The sequence below is a fragment of the Chryseobacterium sp. UYP7 genome (assembly GCF_056279225.1).
This window is the reverse complement of record NZ_JBWBQW010000008.1, coordinates 139188-154003: the sequence shown is the minus strand read 5'-3', so window position 1 is coordinate 154003 and position 14816 is coordinate 139188. Positions and strand designations below refer to the sequence as shown.

At 35.3% G+C, this 14816-nt stretch carries 14 protein-coding genes and 1 pseudogene; 10 read left to right on the top strand and 5 right to left on the bottom strand.

The window, feature by feature from the left end:
• Window positions 1-6 precede the first annotated feature (6 nt).
• From gldG to ACZ9HT_RS15180, 3 genes are read right to left on the bottom strand one after another with little or no spacing between them, the layout of a single operon-like run.
• Window positions 7-1662 (bottom strand): gliding motility-associated ABC transporter substrate-binding protein GldG, encoded by a 1656-nt coding sequence (gene gldG / locus ACZ9HT_RS15190; protein ID WP_476041343.1) that lies wholly within the window; start codon window positions 1660-1662, stop codon window positions 7-9.
• 23 nt (window positions 1663-1685) lie between these two features.
• The gene (locus ACZ9HT_RS15185) at window positions 1686-2414 is read right to left on the bottom strand and encodes an ABC transporter permease subunit (protein WP_476041342.1); all 729 of its coding nucleotides are present in this window, start codon (window positions 2412-2414) and stop codon (window positions 1686-1688) included.
• A gap of 41 nt (window positions 2415-2455) precedes the next feature.
• Window positions 2456-3004, bottom strand: coding sequence for a CopD family protein (locus tag ACZ9HT_RS15180; protein WP_476041341.1), 549 nt, complete (start codon window positions 3002-3004; stop codon window positions 2456-2458).
• Between the two features lie 156 nt (window positions 3005-3160).
• Between ACZ9HT_RS15180 and ACZ9HT_RS15175 the strand changes: the two genes are divergently transcribed.
• A complete protein-coding gene (locus ACZ9HT_RS15175) occupies window positions 3161-5326 on the top strand; it encodes a M12 family metallo-peptidase (protein ID WP_476041340.1) in 2166 nt (721 codons plus the stop codon).
• 68 nt (window positions 5327-5394) lie between these two features.
• On the opposite strand, the gene ACZ9HT_RS15170 is transcribed toward ACZ9HT_RS15175, so the two are convergent.
• Window positions 5395-6222, bottom strand: a complete 828-nt coding sequence (locus ACZ9HT_RS15170; RefSeq protein ID WP_476041339.1) for an SAM hydrolase/SAM-dependent halogenase family protein — start codon at window positions 6220-6222, stop codon at window positions 5395-5397.
• Window positions 6223-6351: 129 nt separating this feature from the next.
• Here ACZ9HT_RS15170 and ACZ9HT_RS15165 point away from each other — a divergent pair, with 129 nt between their 5' ends.
• The 4 genes and pseudogenes from ACZ9HT_RS15165 to ACZ9HT_RS15150 form a co-directional block, all read left to right on the top strand.
• Window positions 6352-7311, top strand: coding sequence for a PhoH family protein (locus tag ACZ9HT_RS15165; protein ID WP_476041338.1), 960 nt, complete (start codon window positions 6352-6354; stop codon window positions 7309-7311).
• Window positions 7312-7415: 104 nt separating this feature from the next.
• On the top strand, window positions 7416-7946 hold the full coding sequence (locus ACZ9HT_RS15160) for a hypothetical protein (protein ID WP_476041337.1): 531 nt from the start codon (window positions 7416-7418) through the stop codon (window positions 7944-7946).
• Window positions 7947-9170: 1224 nt separating this feature from the next.
• The gene (locus ACZ9HT_RS15155) at window positions 9171-9752 is read left to right on the top strand and encodes a hypothetical protein (protein WP_476041336.1); all 582 of its coding nucleotides are present in this window, start codon (window positions 9171-9173) and stop codon (window positions 9750-9752) included.
• Window positions 9753-10067: 315 nt separating this feature from the next.
• Window positions 10068-10643: pseudogene (locus ACZ9HT_RS15150) on the top strand (OmpW family outer membrane protein); the annotation flags it as partial.
• A gap of 75 nt (window positions 10644-10718) precedes the next feature.
• On the opposite strand, the gene ffh reads toward ACZ9HT_RS15150, so the two are convergent.
• A complete protein-coding gene (gene ffh / locus ACZ9HT_RS15145) occupies window positions 10719-12086 on the bottom strand; it encodes a signal recognition particle protein (protein ID WP_476041335.1) in 1368 nt (455 codons plus the stop codon).
• Between the two features lie 284 nt (window positions 12087-12370).
• On the opposite strand from ffh, the gene ACZ9HT_RS15140 reads away from it, so the two are divergent.
• The 5 genes from ACZ9HT_RS15140 (at window position 12371) to atpB (ending at window position 14802) form a co-directional block, all read left to right on the top strand.
• Window positions 12371-12613, top strand: coding sequence for a ribbon-helix-helix domain-containing protein (locus tag ACZ9HT_RS15140; protein ID WP_476041334.1), 243 nt, complete (start codon window positions 12371-12373; stop codon window positions 12611-12613).
• A 13-nt stretch (window positions 12614-12626) separates the two neighbouring features.
• Window positions 12627-12881: a type II toxin-antitoxin system RelE/ParE family toxin gene (locus ACZ9HT_RS15135; protein WP_476041333.1), complete on the top strand. Its 255-nt coding sequence runs from the start codon at window positions 12627-12629 to the stop codon at window positions 12879-12881.
• 44 nt (window positions 12882-12925) lie between these two features.
• Window positions 12926-13204, top strand: coding sequence for an AtpZ/AtpI family protein (locus tag ACZ9HT_RS15130; protein WP_476041332.1), 279 nt, complete (start codon window positions 12926-12928; stop codon window positions 13202-13204).
• Window positions 13188-13577: a hypothetical protein gene (locus ACZ9HT_RS15125; protein ID WP_476041331.1), complete on the top strand. Its 390-nt coding sequence runs from the start codon at window positions 13188-13190 to the stop codon at window positions 13575-13577. Before ACZ9HT_RS15130 ends, ACZ9HT_RS15125 begins: the two co-directional genes overlap by 17 nt.
• A 73-nt stretch (window positions 13578-13650) precedes the next feature.
• Window positions 13651-14802, top strand: a complete 1152-nt coding sequence (gene atpB, locus ACZ9HT_RS15120; RefSeq protein WP_476041330.1) for a F0F1 ATP synthase subunit A — start codon at window positions 13651-13653, stop codon at window positions 14800-14802.
• Window positions 14803-14816: the final 14 nt, after the last annotated feature.

Here is a 14816-nt window from a genome sequence, read left to right as displayed (position 1 = left end):
AGCAAATTACCCAAATTTTCTTTTTCTCCACCAGAAGAAAAATCCGCCCAAAAGTCCAATAATCAGTAGAGGAAGTAAAAGATTGATCCATTGCCATTTTGTTTGTTCTTCATCAATTCTTTGTCGGTCCAGTAATCGCGCTTCAATGTTGCGGTTTCTCAATTCCATAATGTTGGAATCATCTAAAAGAAAATCTAAAGCGTTACGCAAAAATTGTTCGTTTCCGTAGGTTTGTTTGGTGAGCAGGTCTTCGCCCAAAGGCAACGCTTTTCCTTTGTAGACTTGATTTTTTCCCACATCACCATCTGCAATTACGATCATTTTATTGTCGGAACTTTGCGCTTTAAAATTGGGATATGCATTCCTTTCGCTTCTTGTCGCGTAAGCAGAGTTGAATTTCCCTTCTAAACTTACGGCGAAAATTTTCGGTGAACTTTGCTGATTGAAATCGTTCAAAGAATCTGTCTGCACAATTTCTGCCAGGGAAACATAATTTGGAACCTGTTTTACGATGGTTCTTTCGCTTGATTCAAAAAGTACTTTTGTTTTAATATTTTTCCTCCCTAAAGTATCGATTGATGTCGGAAATTCAAATTTTACAGGATTAATATTTTTCGTTATTGAATTTTTATTCTCTGCGATTCCCAAAGGAAAATAGGGCCAGAGAAAACTGCTGTACTGAGGGTTTCCCGCAACTTCTCCGGAAACAATTCTAATTAGCGAAGATTTTTTCATGTCTTTCACCAAACCTGGATTAATACGCAGTCCATAATTGAAGAAGAAATCCGTCAGGTTAGTATCCATCGGGTAAGCCATTATTTTTTTGGATTGAAAGAGCGTGTCCATTTCGGCATTTACAGCATCGATCATCCACAAAGTTTTTCCGCCGTTCATGATGTACTGATCCAGAATAACTTTCTCATTTTCTGTGAAAGCTTTCCGTGGTTTTGCGATAACAAGCGCATCCATTTTTTTAAGTTTCGGAACGTCGGCAAGAGAAAGTTCATTTTCATTTGCCGGAATAATGGGTCCAGCATTGTAATTTTCCAGTGCCATATTCATGAAACCCTGAAATTGACCTGGTCCTAATTCATCCTGATTAATTAAAATCCCGACCGTTTTTTTATGTTCTTCCGTGATCAGTTTAATATTGGAAGCGAAATTATATTCCAGATTTTCGATGGACCGGTTCAGTTGCTCGGAAGCATCGATGCCGGTTTGATTAATAATTAAAGGAATAGAGGAGCCACGCGAATTATATTTGAGCGCAGCAAAAGGAAACATAACGATCTCTGAAATTTTGCCGTCTTTCATATCAGGCAGAACAGAGGGCTGCATTCCCATTGCTGCCAAAGTATCTTTCGACATTTTTGTTTTGATGGGATCAATAAATTGAAATTCGATATTTGGATTTATTTTTCTGAATTCCTCCAACATGAATTTCGTTTCATTTTGAAGCTGCCGAAAACTTGCCGGAAAATCTCCTTCCAGATAAACCACCACGTTCAAAGGCTTTTTTACAGACTTCAAGATCTTAACAGTAGAATCGGAAAGTGTATATCTTTTTTCCTGCGTGAGATCGAATCTTTTCGAAAAGATGCCGAAAACGCCAAGCAGCAAAAAAATTCCACAGAGAAGAAAGATGATATTTTTTTTGTTCATTTTGTAATTTCTAAAATCGGATTTTACTTTTTCTTTTCAACAAAGATTTTAGCCAGAAAAAGACAGATCCCGATAATCAGAAGAAAATAAAAAACATCGCGGGTATCAATTAATCCTCGTGTAAAAGCGATAAAATGTTGATAAAATCCAATAGTACTTAGGAAATAATCTGCGCCACCCAATAACTTATAGCTTGCCAGCTGTTCAATTCCGAAATAGAAAAAGAAACACATAAAAACGCCCAGCAAGTAAGCCATAATTTGATTCTGAGAAAGGGAAGATGATAATATACCAACGGCGGAGAACGCAGCGATTAAAAGAATTAATCCAAAATAACTGCCGAAAGTGGCACCCAGATCGACATTACCTTCGGGAATTCCAAGAACATAAATGGTGTACAAATAAATGAATGATGGGATTATGCATAAAATTCCAACAAGCCAGACCGAAAGAAATTTGCCACCGATGATTTCTGATATCTTAATCGGTTGGGAAAAAAGCCAGTTCAAAGTTCCGGACTGTTCTTCTTCTGCCAAAGTTTTCATTGATACTGCCGGAATAATAAACATTAATAACCAGGGCGCTAAAACGAAATAGCTTTGTAAACTTGCGGTTCCAATATCGAAAATATTAGAATCATTTTCAAAGAAAAATAAAAAGAGCGATCCGATCAAACTGAAAGCCCCAATAATTAACCATGCGCTCCAATTCCCGAAATAGCTCCAAAGTTCCTTTTTAAATATTGAAATCATAAACTCTATTGATTTTAAAAACTCGTCGTTACCTCCAATTTTTAGTTGTGCTTTCTTTTGTTTACCAGCTTTACCGTTGCCATGATCAGCACAACCAGAACGAAAAATCCGGTAATTAATTGCCACCAATATTCGATGACCATGGATTTTAAGATGACCGTAAAAATGACGAGGAATAAAATAAAAGTGGCGATTTCGTTTGCCTGACGAAGTTTAAGATTTTTAATGGATAAACTTTCACCGTTAAGATCCCGCAACTGCAGCACTTTTTTCCAGCACCAGTAATGATAAACAGCCAGTCCGACCAAAAAAGTCAATTTAAGATGAAACCAGGGAGTTCTCATCAATCCGAAATTAAGAAAAATCATCGTAAGTCCGCTGACCAGCATAATAATTCCGGCTGGTACAGTTATGATATTCCATAATCTTCGCGCCATAAAAACGTACTGTTCCCGAAGAACTTTTTTCTTCGTCTTCTCAAAATCATCTGTATCCTTATAGTATACAAATAATCGCACAAGATAAAAAATCCCTGCAAAATAACTGACCATGAAAATAAGGTGAATAGCTTTGATGACGGTGTAAAGCATCTAAAAAAATTTAAGCAACAAAGATAAAAAATTAAACGGTTACAAGTTTATATTGTTTTCCGTGGTAAATGTTCCAAATCTAAAAATCGTGTTTTGTTGGCTTTTTTAAATATAATTTAGTTATTTTGCAAAATAATAATATAAAGTTTAATGATTATGAAAAGAATTTTTCAATTGTGTTTCACTTTGGTATTTTTCGCTCTCGGATTTTCGCAGAGTTTAAAACCCATTGCTGAAAAAGTTAAACAGTCTCATTTATCAAACAAAGTTTTTGGTAGTTACAATTTTTTCTCTGTCGATGCGTCAGGGCAAAAGCAACATGCTTATGATGCGGCTGCAGAGGGAATCACGGTAATGAAATTAAATAAGACTGAAATTCAGAGAATTAACTCTGAAAGACCTGAAGCTCTGGAAATGAGTTTTCCTTTTGAAGGAAAAAATATTATCCTGGAACTGGTAAAAAATAATTTTTTTACACACGATTTCAAAGTGAATACCAATAAGGGTTATGTGAACTATACGCAGGGCGTCTATTATCAGGGAATTGTAAAAGGTGATAATGAATCGATCGTAGCCATCAGTTTTTTTAACGATAATGTTATTGGAGTAACTTCCATTGCAGATGTTGGGAATATCGTGATCGGAAAAGCTAAAAATTCAGAAGATTTTGTTTCGTACAACGATCAAAAATTGAAAGGTTCTAATCCGTTCTCTTGTGGTACTGATGAGTTGATCGACAATCAAAAAATGTCGCCTCCTTCTTACGATCCTAAAACAATGACCGCAAAGAAAACCGATAACTGCGTTAGAATTTATTACGAAGCAGGTTACGGACCGTACACCCAAAATGGTTCCAGAGTGAGTACTACTGTGGACTGGGTTACGGCAATGCATAATAATATTTCTACCTTATATTCCAATGATGGCATTACGGTGGCCTTAAGTGAAGTTTTTGTTTGGACCACTGTAGATCCGTTTACAGGAAGTCCGTCAGAGATTTTAAATAAATTCAGAACAACGCGTACTTCCTTTAATGGCGATGTTGCGCAACTATTAAGAAATCCGGCAACAACAAGTATTGCTTTTGTAAATGCGCTCTGTACGAATTCCAGATATTCCTATTCGGGAGTTAATTTTGAATTTGCTCAGATCCCAACATACTCCTGGAATATTGAAGCAATGACCCACGAGATCGGACATAATTTAGGTTCTCCGCATACGCACGATTGTGTATGGAATGGCGACAATACCCGAATCGACGGTTGCGGTCCTGCTTCTGGAAATGCTGGAAACGGAACCTGCCCGAGCGGACCTATTCCTTCGAACGGCGGAACGATCATGAGTTACTGCCATTTGCTATCTTCTGTTGGAATTAACTTTACCAAAGGATTTGGACCACAACCTGGAGCGTTAATCAGATATACTATTAATTCTAAAGGTTGCTTAGGAACAGACTGTATTGCTTCTTGTCCTGCAACGATAACGGGTTTAACGGTCAGTAATCTTACCAAAACTTCATTAACTGCAACGATTGTGGATGCAACCGGAACCAGCTGGAAATACAAACTGGCAAAAATGGATGGTACCATTGTTTCCTCTGGAGTTACAAATACCAAAGTTTTAAACTTTACTGATCTTGTACCAGGTGCTTATTATACAATTGCCGTTGGAACAGATTGTTCGGGACCACAAGCTTATGCTTATGAGCAGCTTGTTTTAACCGATGCAGACTGGTGTAGTGGAGTGGTATTTACAGATTCCGGTGGTGCAGACGCTCCTTACGGAGATAACCAATCGTATGTGAAAACTTTCTATCCTAACAATCCTGGCGATAAAGTAAAGCTGACTTTTACTCAGTTTGATACGGAACCCAGTTTCGATTTTATGAATGTGTATGATGGACCAAATATTGCCTCGCCAAGATTTGCTGGCGGTACTCAAATTAGCGGAACTACCATTCCGGGACCATTTGAATCTACTCATGCTACTGGTGCGGTAACGATTCGATTTATTTCGGATGCCGGTGCTGTAGGCGCAGGCTGGAAAGCTACAATGGAATGTTTAACTCTGGCAACTGGGGAAAACGCAATTGCTGCTGATCTAAATATTTCAAAAACTTCCGCAAATGGGGTATTTGTAATTACTTCGAAAGATAAAATTCTCTCTTACAAAGTATTCGATACTTCAGGAAAACTAATAAAAAATTCTAATCAGCTGAACAGTGCAGAAGAAAGAATGGATATCGCTAAATATCCTGCCGGAACTTACATGGTAAGTGTTACCACTGCAAAAGGAACTGTAACTAAGAAAATTATTAGATAAGTATCTTAGAATAATACAAAATAGCCGACTCCATTAGAGTCGGCTATTTTTTTTAAATTTTTTAAAACTTATAAAAACTCGATATAAATATTTTCACCCACTTTTAAACCGAACAATGTTTTGGCACCATTGTGTTCGTTGCCTTTATAAATAGTCAGTTCCAGCAAGCCGGCATCATTAAAAACTGCAGCAGATTTACCGTGATATTCGTGTTCGTTACTCCAGTCGTTTACAAATTCGGTATATTGACTGTAGATTTTTGAAAGGGCTAAATTTCGGAATTTGATGATGAAATTTTCGAGTGCAATATTATTCTTTTCGAAAAATCGCCTGCTGATATTAGACACGACATTCCCGAAATTATCGATATACATAATTTCCCCGATGATCATTTTTTCGCTTTCGTGATAAACCGCTCTCGGAAAAGAAAGCTGCTTCGGCGTTTTAAATTTTCTGCCGATCACTTCCGGCAGACCGCCATTGTGAAGATGAACAGCAACCGGCGCAAAAATATCTGTTGAGGTAAAACTTACTTCGTCGTCAAACCTGTTGTTTAAGGTTATTTCATAGACTGATTCTGGCTTAATGTCATAAAAAATTAAACTCAAAACTCCATTGTCTGCAGCGATAAAATAATGCCCGTCCGTTTTATAAAGGATACACTTTCGATCTTTCGTAAAAAAACTGTCTACCGCTATAATATGAACAGTGCCTTCCGGAAAAAAAGAGTAAGAATTCCGAACAATATAAGCGGTTTGAAGCAAATTATAAGCCTGGATCTGATGCGTAATATCAACAATATTCACTTCTGCATTTAAGCTTAAAATTCTGCCTTTCACAGAGGGAACTCTGTGGTCAACTAACCCGTAATCTGAAGTAAAAGTGATAACTGCCATGAATAATTTTAGAGGATCACAAATTTAGTTTAAATATAATATTTAGAACCCCTTTGTGGAAAAGTAAAACTTGTTATTAAAAATAAAATTGATACATTTAATTAAAATATAAACCCAAATAGTCAATAAATGTTTGAATTGAATTATGAACTGAGCGGCATTGATGCCAAAACTTTTTATGGGATCAACAACCAATATTTTAACTTGCTGAAATCCAGTTTTCCAACTTTAAAAATTACGGGCAGAGACCATTTTGTTTTTGCTATTGGAAATCAGGAGACGCTGGATATTCTTCAGAAGAAATTAGATGATATCGTAAGTTTTATATCGAATAATAACGCCATCAATTTAAAGGATTTCGAAAGCATTCTTAAAATTAAAGATGAATCTGAAAAACAACTTGTTTTTGATCAGGATATCATTGTGAAGGGCATCAACGGAAAAATTATAAAAGCTAAAACCTCCAACCTTAAAAAACTAGTGCGGGCAACCGACACGAAAGATATGGTTTTTGCAATTGGACCCGCCGGAACTGGAAAAACGTATACCAGTGTTGCGCTTGCAGTAAGAGCACTGCGCGATAAAGAGGTTAAGCGAATAATTTTAACGCGACCTGCAGTGGAAGCCGGAGAGAGTTTGGGTTTTCTTCCAGGTGATCTAAAAGAAAAACTTGATCCTTATATGCAGCCGCTTTATGACGCACTTCGAGACATGATTCCGCATGAGAAGTTAGAAGGTTTCATGGAAAAACGTGTGATTGAAGTAGCGCCGCTCGCTTTTATGAGAGGTCGAACTCTGGATGAAGCTTTTGTTATATTAGATGAGGCGCAAAATACCACTCACGCGCAAATGAAAATGTTTCTGACCAGAATGGGTATGAATGCGAAGTTCATCATCACAGGAGATCCAAGTCAGGTCGATCTGCCAATGCGACAAAAATCTGGTTTGCAAGAAGCGATGCGAATCTTAAAAGATGTGAAAGAGATAGGATTTGTCCATCTTACTGAAGAAGATGTAGTTCGCCATCCAGTGGTAAGAAAAATTATAGAGTCTTATAATAAAGAAGAACAGAGAATGCGGGAAGAGTGATTTGTTTATTTATTAATTTTTAGTGAAAAAACAACACTATTAATTGTTAATTTTTGTTAATTGGGAATGTTTTTATATATTTGCAACTAATTAAAATTAAAATTATGAAAAAAGTACTATTAGTTGGTGCGGTTGCGCTTTTCACAGCAGTAAGTGCACAAAAACAGAATCCTGCATTAGTGAAGGGAAAATGGTTAGTGGAAGCAAATACAAACTTTGGAGTTTTGAGTCCTTCAAATACTTCTATCGGTTTCTATACAAATGATGGAAATACATTATTCAAAATTGGTGGTGAAGCTGGATATTTTGTCGCAAATAACTTGGCGCTAAAAGTAGGTTTGGGTATAACCTCTATAACTGCTGACAATTATTTAGGAGATTCAGAAACATCGTCTGCGTTTAATTATAAGATAGGAGCAAAATATTATATTGCTAGTATGTTCCCAGTTCAAATTGATTTTAACGGAATAACGAGTGAAGGAGAAAATATTAATGCTGTTGGTTTTCAAGGAGGATATGCTTGGTTTGTCGCACCAAATATTTCTATTGAACCAGGACTGAGATATGATTTAGGAACGGCTGAGGGATCAACAGGAATTTTTTCTGGAAATGTTGGTTTTGCGATTCATTTTTAAAGATAAAATTTATAAAGACGAAGTCCCGATTCAATCTGAATCGGGATTTTTTTATAGAAAAAGTAAATTTGGTCAAAGGTTTACTAAAAATTTTAATATACAAGTTTCGATATTTTCTTCTGAGGTGGAGACACTGCTTTGAAAATATTTCGGTCGAAGGTAGAAATACATTTAATTTAACAAATTACTTAAAACTGGTTGTTAAAGAATCTTCTACAAAAATGAATTTTTTTCAAATAGATTTAGGATATAAATTCTAGAAATAAGTTTTTCCCTTATATTTTGTAAATCCTGCTTTTAGCGGGATTTTTTATCTATAAGATATTACTACAATTTATTTCTGAAAAGCGTCAATCAAAATTCACTAAATTTGTTACTTACTCAAAAATATACTTCTATGAAAAATTATTAATGACGATGGTTTTCGCTGTAGTGGGAATCAACGCAAGTGCGCAGTTACAAAAAGGATATTACATGATCGGAGGCGAATAGTTGCGGCAAACTTTGGTCTTAATACCGGTTACGGATATAATTTTTCGGTAAGTCCGCAAGCTGCATTTTTTGTAAAAGACAATTGGGCAGTTGGACCCTGTTTAAGAGTAGGAGTTTCCGGTGCAAAAGATTCACCTATCACTTTTAATTATGGAGTAGGCGCTTTATCACGCTATTATCTTTCTTCAAAAGAGGGGTTAGATAACCTTTTAAAACATGGGCGGTTTTTCTTAGAAGGTAATGCCGGAATTGGTGGAACTTCTATTTCTGATGGAGGTGATTCTGCAAATGGTTTAGATTTAGGATTCGAACCTGGTTATACTTATTTTATTACCGAAAATATTGGCTTAGATGCCACCCTAAAATTAAATGGGAATTTAGGTTTTGGAAACAAGGGAGCCACTTCAGATGTAGGTTTTAGATTAGGACTTAATATTTTCTTTCCTGCAACAAAGGCTGTTCGAAATTTAAAATCTGAGTAATAAGTTTTTGTGCTTTTTTAAAGATATTTTTATTCGGCATATTATTTAGACTATTGATTATTACTGCTATAATTATCATTTAGCAATCATACGACTCTACAAATCTTTTCATTTCTCATTTCATAATAAGGAACTTTTTACGATCATTTTAATCATTTATATGCACTTATTTTTTAGCTATTCTTAAAATCTATTAATCACTTTATAAAATTGGCATAAATTATGTTAAGTATTGAGAAATTTAACTATTATGAAAAAATTATTATTAGCAGGAGCTGTTGCATTTTTCGGAATCACAGCTAATGCACAATTACAAAAAGGAAATATTATGGTTGGTGGCGAATTAGCTGCTGCTAATTTCGGACTTAACGAAGGTGCTGGTTATAATTTCGCAATTACTCCACAAGCTGCGTTCTTTGTACAGGATAACTGGGCAGTTGGACCGTATGTAAGATTAGGTATTGCAGGAGCTAAAGGTGCTGATACTCAGTTCAGCTATGGCGTAGGTGCTTTATCAAGATACTACTTTTCTCCAGGTGAGCAAGGTGTAGACAGTCTTTTGAAGCATGGTAGATTCTTTGTTGAAGGTAATGTAGGAATAGGAGGTAAAAACGCTTCTAATGGTGGAGATTCTGCAAACGGTCTTGATTTAGGTTTCGGACCTGGTTATACTTATTTTATAACATCCAACATCGGACTTGATGCTTCTGTTAAAATTAATGGTGACTTAGGTTTCGGAAATAGAGGAACTACCTCTAATATCGGTTTCAGATTAGGACTTAACATTTTCTTACCACAAGGTAAAGCGATGAGCAACATGAAAACTGAATAATCCATCGGAATTTTATATATTAAAAAGGCTGAATCATTATTGATACAGCCTTTTTTTCGTGAGTATTCGTAATCCTCATTGCTCTTCTGGCATAGGTTGTTTTGAGTCGATTTTTAAAATATTTTTATTAAATTGATTTTCTGAAAACAGATATTAATCACACAATTTATCGCCAGAATAACACGAATAATCACAATTGTATTAATTAGATAATTGCATTTTTTCAATTCATGCATTAATGAAAATTAAAGTCTATTTTTGCCGATTAAATTTTAAACTATGTGAAAATTACTACAAGTTGGTGCTGTTGCACTTTTCGGAGCAATGAATGCTCAAATGGAAAAAGGTTCCTGGATCGTTTCTGGGAAAACTGGAATTGGATTTAATTCTGCAACTTCAAAATATTCTGCAGAAGGACAATCATTTGACGGTCCAAAAATTTCTACGTTTACCATTACTCCAAGTGCAGGTTCTTTTGTAATGCCTAACCTTGCAATTGGTGTAGATCTAGGTTTCAATTCTACGAAAACGACCTTTAAAAATTCTGATTTAGATATGGATTTTGAAGATAAATCTTCTACTTTTTCCATTTTACCTAACGCCACTTATTATTTCCCGACAGCAAGTAAAGCACGTCCTTATCTTGGAGCAGGTGTTGGTTACGGAAGTTTAACTTCTACTGATTTTTTCGAAGATAAACAAACAACAAAAGGTGGTTTGCTTTGGGGCGTGAAAGGTGGATTTGTTTACCTTTTGAATTCGAATGTTGGAATCGATCTGGGAGCAGGTTACAATAGTTTTACGACGAAACAAACCGTTGAAAATGTTGAAATTAAAACGGTAGCAAACACTTTTGGTGTTAGCGCTGGTGTTTCTTTGTTTTTCAAATAATCTTTTGTAAAAAAGACCAAAATAAAATCCCGAATCGAACGATTCGGGATTTGTTATTTCTTGTAAATTTTATATTTATTTTCCGAAAAGGTTTCCGCCACCTCCGGGCATTTTTGGCATTCCTTTGCTCATCATTTCCATCATTTGTTTTCCTTGTGGTCCCTGCATCATTTTCATCATTTTCCCCATCTGTTCAAACTGTTTCATTAAAGCATTTAGATCTTCAATTTTTCTGCCGGCACCTTTTGCAATTCGATTTTTTCTTTGCGTATTGATGATCGACGGTCTTCTTCTTTCGTCCGGCGTCATCGAGTGAATCATGGCTTCGATATGTTTAAAAGCATCATCTTGAATATCAACATCTTTCATAGCCTTTCCAACTCCCGGAATCATGCCCATCAAATCTTTCATATTACCCATTTTTTTGATCTGATTGATCTGTTTTAAGAAATCATCAAAACCAAATTCATTTTTGGCAATTTTTTTATGAAGTTTTTTCGCTTCCTCTTCATCAAACTGTTCCTGAGCTCTTTCAACCAAAGAAACAACATCTCCCATTCCAAGAATACGGTCTGCCATTCTTTCCGGATAGAAAACATCGAGTGCTTCCATCTTTTCTCCCGTCGAAATAAACTTAATTGGTTTTTCAACCACAGAACGAATCGTTAAAGCCGCTCCACCTCGAGTATCACCATCTAATTTCGTTAGTACAACACCATCAAAATTTAAAGCATCATTAAAGGCTTTAGCCGTATTCACCGCATCTTGTCCCGTCATGGAATCTACCACGAACAAAGTTTCATTTGGTTTAATGAAATAATGAACCGATTTAATTTCGTTCATCATTTCCTCATCAATCGCCAAACGTCCTGCGGTATCCACGATCACAACATCGTGACCATTTTCTTTTGCAAATTTTACAGCGTTCTCCGCAATAGATGACGGATTTACTGCACCTTCTTCAGTATAAACAGGAATTCCAACTTGCTCTCCTAATATTTTCAACTGTTGTATTGCAGCCGGACGGTAAACGTCACACGCAACCAACAATGGTTTTTTATTTTTCTTCTGCTTTAAGAAATTCGCCAGTTTTCCGGAAAAGGTAGTTTTACCAGAACCTTGTAATCCCGCAATTAAAATAACGCTTGGTTTCCCGGAAAGATCAATTCCTTCGTGCGTTCCACCCATTAAATCGACCAGTTCCGTATGAACGATTTTCGTCATTAACTGTCCCGGACTTAAACTCGTTAAAACATTTTGTCCTAAAGCTTTATCCTGAACTCTTTTGGTTAGATCTTTCGCAACTTTATAATTTACATCGGCATCAACCAATGCACGGCGAATTTCTTTAACCGTTTCAGCAACGTTAATCTCTGAGATTTTACCACGCCCTGAAATATTATGAAGCGCTTTGTCTAATTTATCCTGTAAACTGTTGAACATTGTTTTTAATTTAAGAATTGCAAAAATAGGGAAATAAAAGAGATTTTATTTATTCAGGATTATAAAATTTATTTTGGCAGACATTTCCGTACTCCATTCCCGCTTTTTTGCCATACAATTTGTTTAAAAATTGGAAGATTTCGTTTGGCAAAAAGAGCTCCATTCAGTCCGGGCTGCAATTTTTCGCCCACTCCAACACTCTTTATAAAAGAGAATGTTTAGAAAGAAAAAACAATAAAGGAAAAATATTTGGTGTATATTTACATCACATAAAATTTCAAATCATGACAAGACAAAGTATCACATTAGCAGAAAAAAACGATGAATGGTTAAAAACCCAAGTCGCAGAGCAAGAATTTAACAGCAAAAGCGAAGTAGTAAATTTTTTAATCAAAAAAGCACGAGATCAAAAAGAGTATGATGATTACGTACAAATCAAAATTGATCGCGGGTTGAAAAGTGGTTTTAGCACCAAAACAAAAGAAGAACTTTTGGTTGAAATCAAAAATAAATTAAAAATTGTATAGTTACAAACTGTCTTTGCAAGCGGAAGATGACCTTCTAAGAATTTATAATTATGGGTTTTATCGCTTTGGTTTAAATCAGGCAAATAAATATTACGATTTACTATTTGAATCTTTTAATAAAATTGCTTTAAATCCCTTCATGTTTCCTGAAGATTTTAATCATAGAGGTGTTGACAGATTTTGCGTATGTGGTTCTAATACCATTTTTTTTAACATTGTTGATTTAGAAATTGAAATTATTACAATCATCGGAAGACAAGATTTTTAATATTTCACACCTATATTTTTCCCTATTTTTGCAAAAATAAATAAATGGCCGACGAAAATCCTTCCAATCAGGAATTCAACGAAGAAGACCAGAAGAATTATAATAAAAATGGACTTCGACAATACGGCGTTTATTCCGCGATTGTTTTTCAGATGTTGGCAACGATGGGATTGGCTTTCTGGGGCGGAAATAAACTGAATGAATATTTAGAACTTCCAAACAAATTGCTAACCGTTGGAATCGGTTTTCTGGGAATGGCACTTGCCTTTTACAATCTTTTAAATCAACTAAAAAAAGTTCAGAATAATGAAAATAAAAAGTAATACTTTATATATCGTCCTTTATTTCTTTATGTTTTTCATTCATTTTGGGATTTGGCAGGTTCTTGATATCGGTTTTGAAACTACTTTTGTTCGATACTATTTATTTCTAACGCTATTGTTCGTCATGGTTTTGACCATTCTTTCCATCATCAAGAAAATTTATCCAACTTATATAGGTTTTGCTTTCATGGGTTTAATTTTGTTCAAATTGATGATCATGTTTCTGATTATGAAGAAATTGAATCTTGGCGAAGTTCCTAATTATAAAATTCATTTTATTGTTCCTTATTTAATTTCACTTATTCTTGAAACTTTGTACGCCGTTAAGTTGATTCCAAAAGATGAAGTAGTAAGTGGAGCAAAAGATGAATAAAATCAGGTAGAAAGGATTTTTATATTATGATTATTTGTCCTATTTTTGCAAAACTTTAAAATAAGATATATCAATGCTGAAAAGAGTAGTACTTATAATTGGATTTTTATCGACATTTTCGTCATCGTTCGCGCAGAACGATTCTAAAGTTATTTCTGCAACGGAAACAGCGGTAGGTGATGACAATTCTCAGAAAGTAGCATCTGAGCTTTCTGCACCAGATGAAATTAAAAATGAAAATAAAAACTACATTGATCATCACCTTTTAGATAGTCACAGTTTTGATCTTTTGGTTTCTAAGAATGATGATGGTACTGAAACACATGTTGGTTTTCCTTTACCCGTAATTTTTTATGACAGCGCAAACGGAATGCATGCTTTTATGAGTTCTAAATTTCACCACGGTGAAGAAGTTGTAGAAAGTAATGGCGGACACTACGCTCTATCTCACGAAAAGATTTATAAAACAGATTCGAACGGAACATTAACTCTTAATGAAGAAGGTCACGCAACCAACGATAAAGTTTTAGATCTTTCTATCACTAAAAGTGTTTTCATGATCCTAATTACTTCGTTGATGTTGATTTTAATCTTCGTTTCAATCGCAAGAGGTTATAAGAAATCATTAGTTCCATCGGGTACTGGTAAAATTTTCGAACCGGTGATCTTGTTTATTAGAGATGATATCGCAAAACCAAACATTGGTGCGAACTACAAAAAATACATGGGTTATTTGTTAACCATCTTTTTCTTTATTCTATTTTTAAATATTTTTGGATTAATGCCTTTCGGGATTAATGTTACTGGGAACATCGCGATCACTTTCGCTTTAGCCTTATTAACATTCCTGATCACTCAATTTACAGCGAACAAAAATTACTGGCAACATATTTTCTGGATGCCGGGATTGCCTTGGCCAATGAAAATTGTAATGATGCCGATTGAGATTATTGGATTATTTATCAAGCCTTTCTCTCTGCTTATTCGTCTTTTTGCGAATATGTCGGCAGGTCACATTATCGTGATGAGTTTGATCGCTTTGATTTATTATTTCCAAAATGTAATTGCGGGAATTGCTTTTCCTTTCTTGACATTCGTTATTTATTTGTTGGAAGTTTTGGTAGCGTTTTTACAGGCGTATATCTTCACCATGCTTTCTGCGGTATATTTCGGTATGGCAAATGAAGAGCACGGTCATGAGGGAGAAGAAGGAATGGCTCATTAATAAAAGAAACTAAT